The 18,590-nt window shown below is 39.3% G+C and carries 18 protein-coding genes; 3 read left to right on the top strand and 15 right to left on the bottom strand.

Going from position 1 to position 18,590, the window contains the following annotated elements; all coding sequences use genetic code 11:
* Window position 1: 1 nt before the first annotated feature.
* Together B3P16_RS12330 and B3P16_RS12325 are read left to right on the top strand one after the other, a co-directional pair.
* A complete protein-coding gene (locus tag B3P16_RS12330; RefSeq protein WP_070561253.1) occupies window positions 2–670 on the top strand; it encodes a glycosyltransferase family 32 protein in 669 nt (222 codons plus the stop codon).
* A gap of 62 nt (window positions 671–732) precedes the next feature.
* Window positions 733–1,689 carry a glycosyl transferase family 90 gene (locus B3P16_RS12325; RefSeq protein WP_286843119.1) on the top strand — a complete coding sequence of 319 codons (957 nt, stop codon included), beginning with the start codon at window positions 733–735 and terminating at the stop codon, window positions 1,687–1,689.
* Here B3P16_RS12325 and B3P16_RS12320 read toward each other — a convergent pair.
* The 15 genes from B3P16_RS12320 to B3P16_RS12250 all read right to left on the bottom strand — a co-directional run bounded on the left by B3P16_RS12320 (window position 1,681) and on the right by B3P16_RS12250 (window position 17,889).
* The gene (locus tag B3P16_RS12320) at window positions 1,681–2,799 is read right to left on the bottom strand and encodes a glycosyltransferase family 4 protein (protein ID WP_236560289.1); all 1,119 of its coding nucleotides are present in this window, start codon (window positions 2,797–2,799) and stop codon (window positions 1,681–1,683) included. The genes B3P16_RS12325 and B3P16_RS12320 overlap by 9 nt on opposite strands.
* Window positions 2,800–2,811: 12 nt before the next feature.
* Window positions 2,812–4,026, bottom strand: coding sequence for a glycosyltransferase family 4 protein (locus tag B3P16_RS12315; RefSeq protein WP_286769481.1), 1,215 nt, complete (start codon window positions 4,024–4,026; stop codon window positions 2,812–2,814).
* The gene (locus tag B3P16_RS12310; protein ID WP_286769482.1) at window positions 4,023–5,048 is read right to left on the bottom strand and encodes a glycosyltransferase family 9 protein; all 1,026 of its coding nucleotides are present in this window, start codon (window positions 5,046–5,048) and stop codon (window positions 4,023–4,025) included. Before B3P16_RS12310 ends, B3P16_RS12315 begins: the two co-directional genes overlap by 4 nt.
* 3 nt (window positions 5,049–5,051) lie before the next feature.
* Window positions 5,052–5,657, bottom strand: coding sequence for a DUF4254 domain-containing protein (locus B3P16_RS12305; protein ID WP_070561249.1), 606 nt, complete (start codon window positions 5,655–5,657; stop codon window positions 5,052–5,054).
* A 107-nt stretch (window positions 5,658–5,764) separates the two neighbouring features.
* Window positions 5,765–7,243, bottom strand: coding sequence for an NADH-quinone oxidoreductase subunit N (locus tag B3P16_RS12300; protein WP_286843117.1), 1,479 nt, complete (start codon window positions 7,241–7,243; stop codon window positions 5,765–5,767).
* A 6-nt stretch (window positions 7,244–7,249) separates the two neighbouring features.
* On the bottom strand, window positions 7,250–8,851 hold the full coding sequence (locus B3P16_RS12295) for a complex I subunit 4 family protein (protein ID WP_112374870.1): 1,602 nt from the start codon (window positions 8,849–8,851) through the stop codon (window positions 7,250–7,252).
* A gap of 3 nt (window positions 8,852–8,854) precedes the next feature.
* A complete protein-coding gene (locus tag B3P16_RS12290; protein WP_159333418.1) occupies window positions 8,855–10,909 on the bottom strand; it encodes an NADH-quinone oxidoreductase subunit L in 2,055 nt (684 codons plus the stop codon).
* Window positions 10,910–10,912: 3 nt separating this feature from the next.
* Window positions 10,913–11,221, bottom strand: a complete 309-nt coding sequence (gene nuoK / locus B3P16_RS12285; RefSeq protein ID WP_046672767.1) for an NADH-quinone oxidoreductase subunit NuoK — start codon at window positions 11,219–11,221, stop codon at window positions 10,913–10,915.
* Window positions 11,218–11,760, bottom strand: a complete 543-nt coding sequence (locus tag B3P16_RS12280) for an NADH-quinone oxidoreductase subunit J (RefSeq protein ID WP_070561245.1) — start codon at window positions 11,758–11,760, stop codon at window positions 11,218–11,220. The genes nuoK and B3P16_RS12280 overlap by 4 nt, the downstream gene beginning before the upstream one ends.
* A gap of 3 nt (window positions 11,761–11,763) precedes the next feature.
* A complete protein-coding gene (locus B3P16_RS12275; protein WP_046672765.1) occupies window positions 11,764–12,327 on the bottom strand; it encodes a NuoI/complex I 23 kDa subunit family protein in 564 nt (187 codons plus the stop codon).
* A gap of 3 nt (window positions 12,328–12,330) precedes the next feature.
* A complete protein-coding gene (nuoH, locus tag B3P16_RS12270; protein WP_046672764.1) occupies window positions 12,331–13,404 on the bottom strand; it encodes an NADH-quinone oxidoreductase subunit NuoH in 1,074 nt (357 codons plus the stop codon).
* A gap of 252 nt (window positions 13,405–13,656) precedes the next feature.
* Complete coding sequence (locus B3P16_RS12265; RefSeq protein ID WP_046672763.1) at window positions 13,657–14,943, bottom strand: citrate synthase; 1,287 nt, start codon at window positions 14,941–14,943, stop codon at window positions 13,657–13,659.
* 190 nt (window positions 14,944–15,133) lie between these two features.
* Window positions 15,134–15,379, bottom strand: a complete 246-nt coding sequence (locus B3P16_RS12260) for a hypothetical protein (protein ID WP_286769488.1) — start codon at window positions 15,377–15,379, stop codon at window positions 15,134–15,136.
* Window positions 15,380–15,505: 126 nt separating this feature from the next.
* Entirely contained in the window at window positions 15,506–16,513 is a 1,008-nt protein-coding gene (locus B3P16_RS12255; protein ID WP_112374865.1) for an SPFH domain-containing protein, read from the bottom strand.
* Between the two features lie 5 nt (window positions 16,514–16,518).
* Window positions 16,519–17,889, bottom strand: coding sequence for a hypothetical protein (locus B3P16_RS12250; RefSeq protein ID WP_112374864.1), 1,371 nt, complete (start codon window positions 17,887–17,889; stop codon window positions 16,519–16,521).
* Window positions 17,890–18,226: 337 nt separating this feature from the next.
* Here B3P16_RS12250 and B3P16_RS12245 point away from each other — a divergent pair, with 337 nt between their 5' ends.
* Window positions 18,227–18,589, top strand: a complete 363-nt coding sequence (locus B3P16_RS12245) for a BlaI/MecI/CopY family transcriptional regulator (protein ID WP_075994224.1) — start codon at window positions 18,227–18,229, stop codon at window positions 18,587–18,589.
* Window position 18,590 lies beyond the last annotated feature (1 nt).

The following is an 18,590-nucleotide window of genomic DNA, read 5'->3' as shown; positions in this document are numbered from 1 at the left end:
CATGGGAATTCCAAAAAATATATTTCAAACATTTAAGGATAATAAGATTCCTTGGCTTACGAAGCTCTATATTCGCTCATTTTTAAAAAAGAATAAGGATTATTCGTATGAGTTCTATGATGATCAACGGGTGAGTGACTTCTTTGCTGAACATTTTGATGAGCGCATTAATAAAGCTTATCATCGTCTTCAGATAGGGGCCGCCAAAGCAGATTTTTTTCGCTATGCTGTTTTATATATATATGGTGGTATTTATATAGATTTAGATAGTGATTTGTTAGTCTCCATCGATAAATATCTAAATAGCGATGACGTTGCGGTAATAACGCATGAGAACAATAGGAGCCTGTATGCACAATGGGCACTTATCTTTGATAAAGGACATCCTTTTTTAAAAAGAACGATGGAGCTGATTGTGGATAATATTGAACAGAATCGATTTCCACATGATGTACATGCGATGACAGGCCCAACAGTTTATACATTAGCGATTAATGAAGTTCTGAAAGAAAATCCGAATGTAGCGTATCGCTGCATTGAAGATGATTATAAAGGATTACTGAAATTTAAGTATAAATTAGGTAAACTCATGATTTATAAAGACAAATCTAACCATTGGAAGAAACTACAACTGCGTATTCCTGTTGTAAAACCTGATACAGACTTTTAGGCTTATTTATTTTAAGGGAGAGTTATTTTTACTTATTTTTGAGGAAAAAGCATTGCACATCGATGAATTTCAAAAGAATCTTTTTGCGAAATAAAAATAATAAGATTTACTATTATATTAAAGCAATTCTTAGGGAGCTAGTTCCTGATAGTCTTTTTCAAGCCCAACTGACAAAGCGTTTAGATAGCACTTATTATCGCAAAAATGCCACATATATTGATGATAGGGTAAATTATTACAATAAGTTGGAACGGCTTGAGCCTTTAGATCAGGACGCCATGGAAATAGGCAAATATCGCGTACCAGAACGCATACGCGTTTATTATTTCGACAGTAAGGAATATTTAAGGTTTTTTAACCCCAAATTGCGGTTCAGTATTTTGCCCGGTGATATCATTCATATTCCCTCACATCCGACTTTACTCAAGAGCCGACCTATTCATGGTAATAATAGCAATGCAATAGTCTTAAATTTGGATAAAGCAAGACATTTTAATTTTCTTCAGGACGACGTGTCTTTTGATAAAAAAATAGATATGTTGGTCGGAAGGAGCGGTTTTGGACAGATTCATCGAAGTCGATTCTACCAATTGTATTATGATCATCCATTGTGCAATATCAAAAAGGCTAATCGATCTTCCGATAAGGATTATTTATCCATCGCAGGGCACCTTGATTATAAATTTATTTTGGCGCTTGAGGGAAACGATGTTGCGACAAATTTGAAGTGGATTATGTCCTCTAATTCTATTGCGGTCATGCCTATGCCGAAATATGAGACTTGGTTTATGGAAGGACGCCTAATTCCAGATGTTCATTTTATTTGTATTAAAGATGATTATTCTGATTTGGAGGAAAAATTACGGTATTTTATGGCAGATGATCATGCGGCTAGGAGGATCGTAAAAAATGCACACGAATATATTGCTCAGTTTAAAAATAAAAAAATAGAGGATATAATCGCATTAAAAGTCTTGGATAAATATTTTACGCATACCGTTCAGCCTAAATTACAATAAGGACTGATAACAGTTTATGAGTTCTGATGCAATTTTTTCATCATTAAATTTTTGCACATAGTGACGTCCTTGTGAAATCATCCTTGCACTGGTTTGGGAGTCGCTCAGAATACGTTTGATCGCTAGATTTATTTCGTCTACATTTGAAGGGTCGACATAACAAGACGATGGTCCACCAGCTTCTGGAAATACGCCCGAATTGGTTGTAATGACAGGAGTACCAGCATATAAGGCTTCGATGATAGGGATACCAAAGCCTTCAAAGATAGAAGGGTATATAAAAATTGATGCCATCGCATAAATAGTTGATAGTTCTTCAATAGTAAACCCTTGTTTTATAATGACTTTGCTTTCCAATTTGTTGGCTACGATATATCTGTTAATCTCCTCAAGATAGGTCGTTTTCTTACCAATTATTAATAATGGGATATCGATATCCTGAATAGCTTTTACAATTTGTAAAACATTTTTTCGTTTTTCAATTGAACCCACATTTAACAGAAAGTCTTTGGGTAAATTATATTTTAACCTTAATTTGTCCTGCTCGTCGTCACTTTTTGGAACCTTGAAAGCCGGATGGCAACCCTGATAGATAACCTCGATCTTATGTTCGGGAATTGCATAGTAATCGATGATATCTGATTTAGTCTGTTCACTAATTGCAATAATTTTATCCGCGTGATTAACCGCTAATTGGAATTTCTTGTTGTATATCCAACGATCGATGGGTTTATAGAGTTCGGGATAGCGTAAGAAGATTAAATCATGTATCGTGACAACAGATTTAATTCCACGGGCTTTTAAGCCCCTTGGTATTTCTCCTGTAAGCCCGTGAAAGAGTTCTACACCGTCATTAAGCAGGTCAGATGCTATTCCAAAGCTTCGCCAAAGTGCGGGAAAAGCGCGGTTAAATGTGCTTTTGGGGAGACGAATTTTTTCTTCGATAAGCGCCTTCTTCGAAAGATCATTATCGTCCAATCTTGGTGTATACTTCAAATAAGTATTGTCCGGATAATATTGTTCCAGTATACGGACAAGGTCCCGACTATAATTGCCTAAGCCTGTTCGATTGAGAAAATATCGTTTAGCGTCAAATCCAATTGTTATCATGCTTGACCCGGTTTAGCTTTCTTTAAAAATGTGTTCAAATTTACTTAATACCAAATCCCAATTATAATATTTAGAAACATATTCTTTAGCTTTTGCCGCAATGATGTTCTTATCGGTATTTGGATCTTGCAAATATGTGATAATGGAACTTAGGGAGTTGAAGGAATCATAACAGAATACAGCTCCACTTTTGCGTTCATGTTCGACCATGACATCACACTTTTTGTTACCAATGACTGGTTTCCCTAAATGGAGCGCTTCTAATGTCAATAGTGATAAACTCTCAGCGAGTGAGGGATTAATAATGGCAAAGCTTTGTAGCATTAGCGCTTTTTTTTCTTCCTCGCTTACAAAACCAGTATAGATGATATCAGGATCTTGCTGAACATCCATGGTATTTTCTCCTGTAAGTACAAGCTGCAAGTCGATCTGTTTTTCCGATTTTAATTTCAGAAAATAGGCCATAAAATTGTTGATTTTCACTGGTGTAATGCGACCACAATAAAGTAAGTATGGTGATTTGATCTGATATTTGGCACTGATGGTTGTCGCAGCTGCTAAGTCATCTATTTGATTGACGCCTATGCCAACAATTGTATTTTTTGCCAGCGAATTTCTGAAAATTTCTAAACACATTTCTTTTTCACTTTCTGTATTAAAGGCAATATGATTGACTTTTGAAAATAAAAGTGTGTTGATACTTCTAAATAACATGCTCTCCATATGTGCAGTGGGAATCAGAATAGACTTCTCTGGTACAAGGAGTGATCCCAATATGGTTAGTGGGTTTTCGTAAGTAAAGAAAATGAATTTGTCGAAATCGTGTTGGAATTCCCTAATATAGTTAAGTAATGAAGACGAATAAAATGGATGTCCTTCCAAATAGGTTGATTCATCATCAACTTTGAATTTCCAAACAGGAAATAAGGAGAAAATAGGCCTTGCTAATCCCCAGCGATAGATCAATCGGCGTATCTTCCGGGCGATTTTACTTTTCTTTTCGGAACGCAAATTTTTATCGGTCACGAACCTCGTCACAGGTATTCCCTGTATAATTTCTAGGCCCGGAGTGAAATCTTCCGCTGGTTTATTTAAAAACTTAATAGTGGTGGTTAATACTGTCACGTCATGCTTTGCTGATAATCGTTCAGCTAGCATTCTACAATGGAATTCGGCTCCACCGGTGATATCCAATCCGTATCGAATGGTTATTAACCCTATCTTCATCCTATTGCTCTTATTTTTTCAATCACCATTTCCGGTGTAATTAAATCAATTGCTTCTATCCCATCACAATCACAGGGCTTGTTGCCGTACACTGAACTCGGTCTATTGGGGTGTTCAACTTGGATGCAATCTGTTAGCTGCTGCCCGTAACCGGTGAATCCAGCATAAGGATGCGTTGCTCCCCACAAAGAAAGACACCTTACACCCATCAACGATGCCATATGAAGTCCCGAAGAGTCCATACTGATCATGAGATCTAGATTTGAAATCAAATCCAGTTCTTCCCGCAGCGAAAGCTTGCCTATGGTATTATAGGTGTTGGGAAATCGCTCCGTCCAGTTTTGCGCAATCTGGAATTCCTGTTCACCACCGCCAAACAACAAAACATCATAGCCATTGTGTGTCAATATCTCTATCACATTTTCCATCTTGGTTTGCGGAAAAATCTTATAACGATGTTGCGCAAATGGGGCAATGCCAATTTTCTTTCGATCGAAATTCGCGAACATACTAAATGCAGCTTTGGGTACATCCTGCAAATTAAGAACCAATTTATTGCTGAGTTCAAATTTGAAACCTAATGCGCGAAATACATCTGCATAGCGCTCGACCGTTAGCTTTAAAGGAACCTTAATTTTGTTGTTTTCGCGGGTTAAGGCTTTTTTTTCAGCCCTGCCTTTGTCAAGTTGTTTTATTTTTACACCCGATAAGGAAAATAAAAGATCGACTACGCGGGAGCGTAAATTGAAATGTAAGTCCGCTACAGCATCTGCGCCGTATTGAGCCAGTTCTTTTTTTAGCTTGACTAATCCAAAAAAACCTTTATGAATTGTTTTGGGCTCAATCGCGTGAAACCGTACACCTTTTATTCCATCAAAAAATGGGGCAAAGAATTGCCGGCTGACCATAATGATTTCTACATCAGGGTATTGGTTGCTGAATTCTTTCAATACTGAAGCGACCATGGCAACATCGCCCATAGCTGAAAATCGGGTTACTATGATCCGTTGCGGTAAGGACATGTTTTATTTTCCTGATGAATATAGGACAGGGTTCAATGCCGGATCGTTATACATTTTCATCTGTTTATAGACTTTCATGTATTTATCACCTGATGCGATGGCGCTCATCAATTCATCAATACTTTGGGATAAATCTTTTCGTTGTTCCAATAAAACGTTTAGTTTTTCCTGGCAGGAAATGATGTGTGCTTCGGAAGCATCTGTGCGTAATGTTTCCTGTTCCATGTGGTAGATTTTTAATGCCAGAATGGAAAGTCTATCAATAGCCCATGCCGGACTTTCAGTATTGATTGTCGCTGTAGAACTCGCCTGTATATCTTGAAATTTTTGCAGAAAATAACTATCAATGTACTCGACGGTATCTGTGCGGTACTGATTGGATTCATCGATACGTCTTTTCCAATATAAGCCTTCTTGAGGTTCAATAGCGGGATTACGCACAACATCTTCCATATGCCATTGCACGGTGTCAATCCAGCATTTTAAATAGAGGAGATGTTCCAGAGATTGTTTGTCATACGGATTTTGGATTGGATGATCAATCTGATCGTATACGTGGTAATCCTGGATAGCACGCTGAAAAATTGGATTTGCTATTGCACTAATCATGTTACAAATATAAAATATATTATGGAGTTATTCTTACTATTCAACGCAGACATTAAGGGAATGAATTGGACGATAAACTTATTAAAATGAAAGAAGTTTCCTGTTTTCTAGAATGCCGAAAGTAATAAATCGGGAAAGATACCTAAGATCAACACGGCCACGGTACATAAGATTCCAATACACAAGAGTAGCACATTGAATTTAACCGCCGGAGATACCGTATTTTCCCTTAGAAACGCATTCAGTGGTATCTTAAAATAATAAAACAGGGAGATGACAGATGTCAATGCACCCACTAGGAGTAATGCCAGCAAACTAAAGGATTGGAAGTTTTGGTATTGCTCGAATACTTTGGAAAAGACCAAAAGTTTCCCAACAAAACCCGCAGTAGGAGGTAGACCGACCAAAGCGATTAAAACAATCGAAAAGGAAGTAAACAATAAGGGAAATTGCTTTCCTAAGCCACGATAAGATTCAATCGTGGTATTTCCTAAACTAGCTTCCAAGGCATCAATAAAGATAAATACAGCAATATTCATCAGCGCGTATATGGAAAGGTAAAATAAGAGCACATTTGATTCCTTATTTTGATAAACCAATACAGCCATAAGGAGTATACCCGTATGCCCAATGGAAGAGTAGGCCATCATCCTTTTGGCATCCTGTTGACGCAAAGCGGCTAAATTACCAATCAGCATGGTTGCGATGGCGATCGCAATAATCACATAAGTCAGAAAATCGCTGAAATAAAAGGAGACATTGAGCCATGCGGAGAATATCTTGGACAAAAGAACAACGACCGCAATTTTGGGTACAGTAGCAAGATAGGTGGTAATCACTGTTGGGGCACCTTGATAAACATCCGGGCTCCAGACATGAAAGGGAAAAAAACTGAGTTTGAATCCAATACCTGTCAGCAAAAATAATAAAGCAATGCTGATCATGATCTGAGGTGCTTCCATCAAGCCGGCAATGTGGCTTGGTGCATCAAAATTCAGGTTTCCCGTGAAACCGTATAGTAAAGACAAGCCATAGAGCATAACGGCGGCACAAATGGATCCGAACAGGACATATTTTAAAGCAGCTTCCGATTGAACCTTTGTGGAAGAAAAATAGCCAACCATAATATAAGAGCTGATCGAAACAGTCTCCACAGCGATAAAGATCACCAGCCAGTTACTCGTCATCGTCAGCAGGTTCAGGCCAAGGGTTGCGGTCAATAGCACGGCGTATAGGTCGCCTAAGGGACGGTCTTGCTGGCGTTGTTGGATGAAGATACAGATGAGCATTGTCGACAACAGCATAATCAAACGTGCAGCTACAGCAAATGCATCAATATGGATCATATCAAAGAAGCCCGTTACCTCGACCTTACTGAGTCCCTGGCCCACAAGGTAACAACCACTGAGCAATAAGCCAACGAGGGTGATGACAAAAGAGGTATTCTTCCAGTGTCTGTCAATAAAAAGACTAGCGAGGATAGTACCAATAAAAGTGACGATCAATGTCAGTTCGGGCTTAAAATAAGGAACGCTTACGATAATCTGATCGATGAAAGAACTGATATATGGACTGAATGCGAGCATGCTGAATTAGATAAATTGTTGGATAAAACTCACGAGATTCAGAACACTGGCGTTTAGGTTGTTAAATACTAATGCCGGCATAATTCCAAGTAATAGCGCAAGCGCTAGGGTAGGAAATAAGATCACTTGTTCGCGTATATTTAAGTCTGTCAGAGCATTACTCCAGGAGTCTCCGCCTTTTAAGCGAATTTGTCCAAAGAACATGCGTTGCAGTGTCCAAAGTAAATAGGCTGCACTTAATAGGATACCTATGGATCCCGCCAGTGCCATCCAGCGCGGTAATCCAGTTCCTATACTCGCGGCATTGAAGGAACCGATAATGACAAAGGCTTCGCCAATAAAGGCTGAAAAGCCGGGAAGGCCTAGGGAAGCAAAAAATGCGACAGCGACATAACCTGTGTATTTGGGCATAATCTGAGCTAAGCCACGGAAACTATAGATATTTCTGTCGTGTACACGGTCATAGACCACACCAACAAGGAAAAAGAGTGCCGCGGATAAAAATCCATGCGAAATCATCTGAAACATGGCGCCAGAAATACCTTCTGCAGTCAGCGATGCAACACCAAGCAGCACAAAACCCATATGTGAAACCGATGAATAAGCAATCATTCGTTTCAAGTCTTTTTGCGATAGGGCATTCAAAGCACCATAAATAATGGAAACAACACCGATTAACCCAAGCCACCAATTGGATAAGGCTGCCATATCGGGAAAGATGCTGTAACAGATACGGATGATACCGTAACCACCAATTTTCAGGAGAATACCGGCAAGAATAATAGATACTGGTGTTGGCGCTTCAACGTGCGCATCCGGTAGCCAAGTATGTAGCGGAACAATGGGTACTTTAATAGCAAAGGCAAAAAAGAGCACAATGAAACCGACCAGACGAGCGGAAATGCCCAAAATCTCCTGATAACCTTCCCAGCCGAAAATAGAACCCTCAAGATAATTCTGTGGATTCATCATATAGATCATGTTGAAGGTATGTGCTCCAGTCAAGGGGTTGATTACTGAAAAATACAATCCGACGATAATCAACAACATAAATACAGACCCGAATAGGGTATATAAAAAGAATTTTATAGCTGCATATTCGCGTCTTGCGCCACCCCAGATACCGATCAAGAAGTAGAGTGGCAGTAACATGACTTCATAAAACAAATAGAATAGGAAGAAATCCAATGCGCAGAAAATCCCCATAACAGCCATATTAAGCACCATGAGCAAGGCAAAGTATCCCTTTGGACTTTTCTGAATATTCCAGGAGGCACCTATAGCCATCAGCATAACGAATGCACTCAGCAATAACAAGGGCATGGAGATTCCGTCAATACCAATAAGATAATCAATCTCTAATTTCCCTATTGATCCTAAATCTAATCGGATCCAGGAAAGCTGTTCAACAAATTGATAGCCCGCCAGATCTTGGACTCCTGTTTTGCTTGCATCAAATTGTGCATAACATATTCCGGCCAGTACAAACTGTATTGCTGTGAATGCTAAAGCAATATATTTGTAACTCGATTTATAGCGTGTTGGTAAGGCGAGAATGAGCGCCGTAGCCAATAGCGGTAAAAATATCAATAAGGATAGAATAGGCATTTCCTAAAAGAATATAAGATAAATTAAACCAAGTAAAACTAATAAAAAGACGGAATACAATGCTGTCTGTATCTTTCCGTTTTGGACCAGGCGAACTTGATTGCCTGTCCAATAGGCTACAGTAGCAACCGTATTAACAAAACCATCTACAATATATTTATCTATCCACACACTTAGCTGTGAGAGGGATAAGACGATAAACTGAATCAAAGAAACGAAAGCGTCAACGATGTGACGATCAAACCAATAACAGAACTGCGCTAATTTTAATGTGCCATTCACAAAGACTGCTTGGTAAAATTCATTGATATACCCCTGGTTGAAAGCGGCTTTTAATGCCTGGCTAGCTGAGTTCAAAGGGTATTTATTTTGTACATACCATTTCCAGCCGATGATCCAGCCAATAACCGAACCAAGGAGCAGTATTGCAGGGATAATAAGGTGTGCACTATGGCTTGGTGCAAAAGCATATTCATCCAATAAAAGGCCGTCCATCAACCAGGAATCGTGATACGAAAACGGATTGAAAGAAAACAGTGGAAATAAGCAGAATAGTCCCAAAACAAACATGGGGATCAACATGGTCTTTGGGGCTTCATGTAGTGGATGATCCAGTAGTTTGCCCTGAAGCTGTTTCAACAGTCTGAACTCTCCAAAAAAGGCTTTAAAGAGCAGACGACCGATGTAGAAAGCCGTTAAAATACTTACTAGAATTAAAATCGCGGGGATGATAAGGTATAAGTTACCTTTTGAAAGAGCCCATTCAAAGGAAGAGATGACGATACTGTCTTTGGATAGATAACCTGAAGTCAAAGGGAATCCTGCAAGTGCTAGCGAAGCTATACACATCAGCACGAAGGTTTTTGGCAAATATTGACGTAGCCCGCCCATATTCCGTAAATCCTGCGGATCAAAGTCCAATTGGCTATGTGCTTTGAGATGGGCCATTTCATGAATGACAGCTCCTGCAGAAAGAAACAACAGGCATTTAAAGAAGGCATGCGTAGTCAGATGAAATAAAGCAGCATCCCATGTTCCAATGCCAATGCCAACCATCATAAAACCAAGCTGCGATATGGTCGAAAAAGCAAGAATACGTTTGATGTCGTATTGGCCAAGCGCGAAGTATGCGGCCAAAGCAGCGGTTATTGTACCGATGATGGCAATAAATAATAAGGCAGATTCATTAAATAATGGAAATACAGTAGCCAAAAGGAATACACCTGCAGCAACCATGGTCGCGGCGTGAATCAATGAGGATACGGATGTAGGACCTTCCATGGCGTCAGGAAGCCATACATGTAATGGAAATTGTGCAGATTTAGCCATCGCTGCCAAGAAAAAGGCTAATCCTGCAATGGTAAGCCAAATCTGAGGTAAGCTATTGACTGGAGATATCCATAATCCTTGGGCGATTGTGGATTGATAAATTAAGCCATTGTCTCCAAAGAGATCGATTAAATTGAGGGTTTTGAACTGTGTAAATAGGATCGCAAGCCCAATTAGAAAACCGAGGTCGCCGATGCGATTGACCAAAAATGCTTTTTTATTGGCTTGTACAGCTGTTTCACGTGTGAACCAGAAGCCGATGAGGAGATACGATGCAAAACCGACTAATTCCCAAAAAACATACATCAATAGGAGGCTGTCCATAATAACCAATCCCAACATCGCAAAACAGAATAAGCTGAGATACATCCAATAGCGGTGAATACCTGAATCGCCATGCATATAGGCTCTGGAGTATATATGTACGGGTAGGGCAATGGTCGGTACCAAGAAAAGCATCAACGTGCTCAAATTGTTCAGCAGGATACCAACTTTAAATGCTGTTTCACCAATAGTGAACCAGCTTACTTGCATTGATACTGCCGGATTATTCCATATAGAGAACCAGGTCAATCCACCAGCGATAAAACTGAGGATAATAGCCGTGAGAGAAACTAGGCCCGACTGATCGCGTTTGCCTGCTATTGCTTGATATAGGAATGCCACAAATGGCGCTGCCAAGGTAAACAGTGCGGTCAGAAGGGGCGATATGTGAACAAATTGATCCAATGCTTATTTGTCTTTTAATTGGTTTATCTCATCCGGATTAATGGTTTTGTAATGCCGATAGACATTTAATACAATAGCCAATCCAACAGCGACTGCAGCCGCTGCGAGAACAATGGCAAATAATGCGAAAATTTGCCCACCATAACTGACCTTGTCGTATTTTCCAAAAGCAACAAAGTTCAGGATGGCGGCATTGATCATCAATTCAATACCCACCAGAATCATGATCGCATTTTTCTTGGAAAGAACGGTATAGAGGCCAATGCAAAAGATGCAGGCACTGACAACTAAAAAATGCGTCAGCGTAATCATATTGTACGCTCCTTTCTCGATAGATGTGAGGCTCCGATCAAGGCCATCATCAAAAACACGGATATAATTTCAAATGGTAAAACGTAAAAGGTCATAAAACGTAAACCAATCTGATGAATGTTATTATCTGTTGCGACAATCTCGGTGTTATTTTCCCTAGCTTGTAAAATCCACGCAGATGGTGCTTGTTGCCATTCAACAATGCCGTATAGCATAAGCAATAGAAAGCCAAGTACGATGGGAACCGTCTGCCACTTAGGCATGGTTAAGAATGAACCGCTGCTATCCTGAAGGTCTTTCAGGAGTTCTTTGTTGGAGAGCATAAAGGCAAATAACATCAATATGAGCACGCCTCCGACATACACCATAATTTGCGTGATAGCTACAAAATCGGCTAAAGCAAATAAGTAGAGTCCTGCCATAGCAAATAACACAATAAAAAACAGGAACAATGCACGCGCGATATTTTTAAGATTGACCAGTAAAAGTGCTGAACCGATTGCTAGGGTAGCAAAGGCGTAGAATAAAATACTTTCCATCTTTTATTTTTGCTTTGCTGCCTCCTTTTCAGCTTGAAACTTGGTCCACTCTGCTTTGCGCTGTGCGACCTCACTATCGGTCATATCTGAAAAACCATAGATAAGATCGGTCAGTTTTTGAGAACTGCGGTCATATTCATTGGTCATGGTAATACATTCCGTCGGACATACCACAGTACAAAGGCCACAGTACATACATTTGGCCATATCAATATTGAATTTGGCCGGATATAGTCTTTTAACGCTGCCATCGGAAGTTTTTCCAATCGCTTCCGGTGATTTGATAGCTTCGATTTCGATGCAGTCGACAGGACAAGCCTTTGCGCATAGATCACATACAATACAGTCCTCGATATCGACTTGCAATTGATAGCGGGCAACTTCGGGGATTGGCATTTTTTCACGCGGGTATTGTACGGTGACAATACCTTCTTGTTGATCAAAGTAATTGTCTTTCTTGATATTCAATTCTGTTCGCGAACGTCGGGCACCAAACAAGTGCTTAACAGTCAAAGATAAACCCTTGATTGCCGTACGAAATGCATGCGAAGCTGTTTTAAATATCATATCCTATGCTATAACTAAAATTCGCCAAATTGCAGAGATGGCCATACAAAGAAAAGCCAGCGGTGTCAATACTTTCCAACATAAACTCATCAGCTGGTCTGCACGTAACCGTGGTAATGTCCATCGAATCCACATTTGGATACCAACAATAAATAATGATTTGGCTAATGTCCAAAATATTCCCCACACTAAACCTGTGGTCCAATCGGCCAAGCGTATTGCACCTATGTTTGGTAATGGTGTATTCCAAGCGCCTAAGAAGAGAACAACTCCCAACATCGATACCAAAAACATCATGGCATACTCTGCCAAAAAGATAAAGGCAAATTGTATGCCCCCATATTCTGTATGGAAACCACCAACTAATTCAGATTCGGCTTCCGGGATATCAAAGGGTGCACGATTACACTCGGCAAGGGTAGCAATAAAGAATATGATGTAGGTAATAATCAAATGTGGGGCCTGAAAGATGTTCCAGGCGAAAAGGCCTCCGATCTCATTGACTTCCCAAAAACCAAAGAATTTAATGCTTCCATGAGTTAGAATTCCTTGTCCAATAGCAATTTCATTCAAATTTAGGGTCTGGGTTAGCATCACTACAGCAATCAGCGAAAGGCCTACCGGTATTTCATAGGACACCATCTGTGCAATGGCACGCATGGAACCCAATAAAGAATATTTGTTGTTAGATCCCCAACCTGCCATTAAAATGCCCAAAGCATCAATGGAGATGATGGCCATAATAAAGAACAAGCCTGTATGTGTATCCGCAGGGATAAAATCTTTGGCCCAGGGAATAACGGCAAAACCTGTAAATACAGCAACGAAAATAACGATAGGAGCAACTCTAAAGAGTATTTTATCGGCCGATGAGGGGGTAATTAATTCTTTTTGTAATAATTTGAGAATGTCGGCAATCGTTTGGAGACTGCCATACTTTCCTGTTTCCATCGGTCCTAGACGATCTTGTACAAATCCCGCGATCTTACGCTCGGCATATACTGCAAATAAGGTAAAGGCTGCTATAAAAGTGAAAATAGCAATGGGAACCAAGATATGTAGTATTGTTTCTAACAAGTCTTATTTATAATGATTTTTAATAAGAGACCAATGAATACGCAAACTTAACGAAAAACAGGGAATTTAGATAAGGAAAAATTAAAATATACTTAACAAGTAGATTATCGTGACAATAACGTAACGACGGTGCATCCTATAGTGTTCGAGTGGGTGGTTTCGGACAGCTGTAAAGTTCTCCATGTTGGTTGGGGTAGAAATAAAAAAAGCATCCCCGAGGGATGCTTTTTAAGGATATAAATCGAAATCGGATTAGCGATTTGAAAATTCAACGTAGTCGCGTTCTGTGTGGCCAACGTATACTTGTCTAGGACGACCGATAGGCTCTTTGTTTTCACGCATTTCTTTCCATTGTGCAATCCATCCTGGTAGACGGCCTAAAGCAAATAATACGGTAAACATATCTGCTTTGAAACCTAATGCGCGGTAGATGATACCTGAATAGAAGTCAACATTCGGATAAAGTTTTCTGTCGATGAAGTATTGGTCATTCAATGCTGCTTCTTCGAGTCTTTTAGCGATATCCAATACCGGATCTTGAACGCCTAATTTTTCCAAGATGTCATCACATGCTTTTTTGATGATCTTAGCACGAGGGTCGAAGTTTTTGTAAACGCGGTGACCGAATCCCATCAGACGGAAAGGGTCGTTTTTGTCTTTTGCTTTAGCAAGATATTTTTCAGCATCACCACCATCATTTTTAATGGCCTCCAACATCTCGATTACAGCTTGGTTTGCACCACCATGTAATGGTCCCCATAATGCATTGATACCCGATGCAACAGATGCATAAAGGTTTGCATTGGATGAACCAACGATGCGAACAGTAGATGTTGAACAGTTTTGCTCATGATCAGCATGTAAAATCAACAATTTGTGCATGGCGTCAATCACCACAGGATCGAATGTTTTTTCATCATTCACTTCTCCAAACAGCATGTTTAGGAAGTTGTCAATGTAACCAAGGTTGTTTTTTGGATAAACGACAGGATGACCCAATGATTTCTTTTGAATCCAGGAAACGATCGTTGGCATTTTTGCCAAAAGATTGATGATCGTTTGATCCTCTTCTTCGTCAGTTAAGTTAGGATTTAAAGATTCTGGGTAAAATGCCGATAATGCGCCTACTAAACACGAAAGCTGACCCATTGGGTGAGATTTGGATGGGAATCCAGCGAAGAAGTTTTTCATGTCTTCGTGAATCATCATTTGCTTTTTGATGTCAGCTCTGAATTTTTCCAATACCTCTTTTTTGGGAAGTTCTCCATAAATCAACAAATAAGCAACTTCCAAGAAAGTCGATTTCTCTGCCAATTGTTCAATTGGATATCCTCTATATCTCAATATGCCTTTTTCACCGTCAAGGAAAGTAATCGCACTTTTCGTTGCACCTGTATTTTTGTATCCTGGGTCTAACGTAATAAATCCGCTTAGATCTCTTAATTTCGAAATATCAACTGCTTTTTCATTTTCAGTACCGACAATGACCGGAAGGTCATACGAAGTGCCGTCTAAATTTATAGATGCTTTATCTGACATGTTTATATATTATCTTATATCTGATTTGTTATGCTAATCTCACAAATTTAACTATTTGATATTTAAAATTGAAAGTTCTTTTGGAATTAAAATGACATGACTGCGTCATTTTGGATAATATTCACGAATTATTTACTTAAATAAGCAAATAATTTATTCAAATTTAACATTATCTTATTCTGCAAAAATATCAATCTATTTTTCGTTGCGCAACCTTTCCTTTGTCTTCGTAGTTGTCGTGTTTGCCCGATCCGAAAAAAGGTAGTATGACAAAACAAACCAGAATAATGGACGTTAGTGTCAGAATTCCTGTAGTCCACAATATTTTGCTGAAGTTTTCCGCCTCCAATAGCTTAATACCCCAAAGTCCCAAAAGGAAATAGGTGGCAACGAAAAGGATCACCAGGGTGAATAATATGCCGAATATATATTTCATAGCTGAATTAATTTATGGGTTGTGAATGGATTGACCTCAGTATATTGAGCTGAATCGTACCGATTTACATTTTAAAATATCTCATGGGATAGCTATCACTTTTAAGGTTGAATCTCCCGTAATACACTAGATTTTATTGAGAATCTGTTTTTTTAATGTGTCGAATTCTTCTTGGGTAATGATATTCTCACGAAGCAGCAGCTGTAGCTTTTGGAGTTTCTCGACAAAGTCACCCTCTTGCTGAATATGATCTTTGATCTCCTCTTTTTGAAGGTCGAATTGCTTTCCGAGTTCCATACCGACTCCCAGTTGTGCACCTACACCAGCAATTCCGCCTTCATTTTTAGCTGCGTCGCGTAGTGCCCGTAATTTTTCTAATTCAACATAGCTCAGACCTGCCTGTAGCGCTGCTTGATTTTGTGTGCTTAAATCGGCGATTTCTCCAATTCTTCGTTGTGTATTGGCATCAAATTGAGTTCCTAGGATTTTGAAATCCGTAATGTCGAGACCAAGGTCATTAAAGTCTTGTGTAACCGCGGTCTTGATGTCGTTGGAAAGTAATCCCAGTTGACTGTCAATCTCATTGTAACCCAGTTTCTTTTGTGCAATCTGCGCGATAATTTGTTGGGGGATCCGATTATTGATGATGTCTTGAATAACAGCTGTGTTAACCGTATTTTGATTCGCCACAATGTTTTTATAGAAATGTACAGGTTCCTTGATGAGGTAAGAGAACGTACCATTCAAGCCGATTTCTATCGGTAAATTGTAATGGGGGTCGATATATTTAATAGGTGTTCCCGTTCCCCAAGATTGATTGACAATAGCGGCTGTACGGAAAAAGTAAATGTAGAGCTTATGTTCTGATTCAAAATTTTGCCGCAAACGTGCTAAAGTAGTAAAGAATGGATGGTTGTCCGTTTTCAGATTGTATGTGCCTGCCTCGGTCAGCAAGTTTTCACCTTTTCCTTCGTAGACGAGGATGCAGCCCTGCCCTGGAGCAAGGATCAGCTTACTGGAATTTTTGATCTCATTCCTTTCAGATGGAAATTTATACCATAATATTCGGGGATCCTGGTTTTTCCACTCAATGACCTCAGAAAGCTGGTTGTTAAAAAGATTAAATAGTCCCATAGTGTTTAATTTAGTGTGTCGAATTTGGGGTTATACCCTTCAAACTTGTTGATTTGTTTGCCATTATTATCAAAATAATAATAGTTGCTCCCGTCTTTTACAATAAAACCATCCTTTAACAGGCATCCATTTCCATAAATGGACTTTAGGTCTGTGCTGATCGTTTTTTGTATGGCCCCCGTTGTTATATCCAGCAACTGGATCTGTAAGGGGTCGTCCTCAGCAGGTGTCGGTTTATACGCAATGAGAAGTGTTTTGTCATTTTGAGCAACCACTACGGGCTGGAAGTAAAGTCTGCCCGGTGTAAAGTCTTTGAAACTGATCAGACGGGCTCCTTTAAATTGCCATGGATTTATCAAGACCTTTTTGTATGGATCGCGGTCGGTAAAAATACCTGATCCGCCGTAATCCTTATCCCAGGAAAAGCGTGGGCTATCTTTGGGAAATCCATATTGATATTGGTAGCTGTACTGGATTAACTGAATTTTTTCTTCTGGGTAATAACTTGATTTACTTGAAAAGGTGAATTCCGTTTTTGTTGTTGGGTTGGGCAGCTTTTTCCTTCTTTCATCGTACAGTTGTTTATCGGGAATAGATTTGTTAATTAAGGGGTAATAAGCTAGGTTTTGTCCTTCATTGTTGACAATCTGATAGGCAGAGCCATAGTCTTCGTATTTAAATTCAACTTTAGCGATGCCTGTGCTTAAAGATGGAGCATCTTTTACATAGTTCTCTAGGACACTTTTATAAGTGAGTGTATTTCTGTCCAGCTGATAAATATATTTGGATTTGACGATGATATAAAGATGCTGATCTTCAAATACCTGAAGTTTGACGTCGCTGCTCGACAGTTCGACGGGAGTTTCCATCAAAGTCTTAACCCATTCTTTCTTACCAGTTTTTGGGTCGAAGAGCCCAATATAAACCTTATTGTCCTTGCCTTCGTCCATTCGCCCCCTGAAGGTTCCGACATTACCGACGACGACGATATGTGGCGTATTATCTTTATCCAAAAATAGCGTGTTACTTGCGTAATTCCATTCCAGCGGTTGGGCTTCTTCTTTTTTCTCTGCTGTATTGGAAGTGCTGTAAGTTGAATAATTAGACGCTGGCTTTTTGGAAAATAGAGCACTTAGGGCTCCAATGACAAACATCAGCGCAATAAAGCCCACAACAGCAAATAATACAATCCGTATGGCTTTATATTGATCTTGGTTGTTGCGTGGGTAGTTATAGTTGTGGTTGATATTGATGTCATCACTATCCAGAAAAAATTCTGTTCCACAACTATCGCATTTGTAATAATCGGGGCGTAGTGTGGTGATTTTTATACTACCACAATGCGGACATTTGATCGCTTTGATATTTTTGGCCATTTATCTTTCTTGTATTTGTTTAAACCATCTCCTTTTGGGGTGAATGGTGCGACTGATTGCTATCAATTTTATACAGTGAAAATTCCCGTTCTTTCAATTGATGAAGCGATTTATGAATGAATTTAGAATTAAAATAAACGTATAACAAATTTTTTGCCAGCTAACTTATATTCGTCGGATTTGAGTTTAAATACGCAAGAAATGAGCCACTTCTTTTTTTTGAGGGTTGAGGAAGGCTCTATTTTGGGTTAGATGCGTACAGGAGAGGAAAAAATATTTTTGGTATTTACGAATTATTCGTAGATTAGTGATAGATTAGAAAAAGGAAGATAAAGACATGGAAAAATTAACAGCACAGGAAGAGCAGGCAATGCAATCGATTTGGAGCCTCAATGGAGGTTTTATAAAAGAGATCTTGGATAATGTAAAAGGAGAGAAGATGCCTTATACGACTTTGGCTTCGACAGTAAAAAATCTGGAGCGCAAGGATTTTGTGAAGGCAGTACGCTACGCCAATGCCAAACGCTATGAGCCGATGGTGAGTGAGGAAGATTATAAGGCTAAGTTTATGAATTCCTTTGTGGGCGATTATTTCAAAAATTCCTATAAGGAAATGGTTTCCTTTTTTGTACAGGAAGAAAAACTGACCGCCGATGAGTTAAAGGAGATCATGGACATGATTAAGCATAATAAATCTTAAT

It is taken from the genome of Sphingobacterium sp. UBA7631 (genome assembly GCF_002483935.1).
Classification (GTDB): Bacteria; Bacteroidota; Bacteroidia; order Sphingobacteriales; family Sphingobacteriaceae; genus Sphingobacterium; species Sphingobacterium multivorum.
Note: the sequence above shows the minus strand (reverse complement) of the source record. Positions and strands in the feature narration are given on the sequence as shown.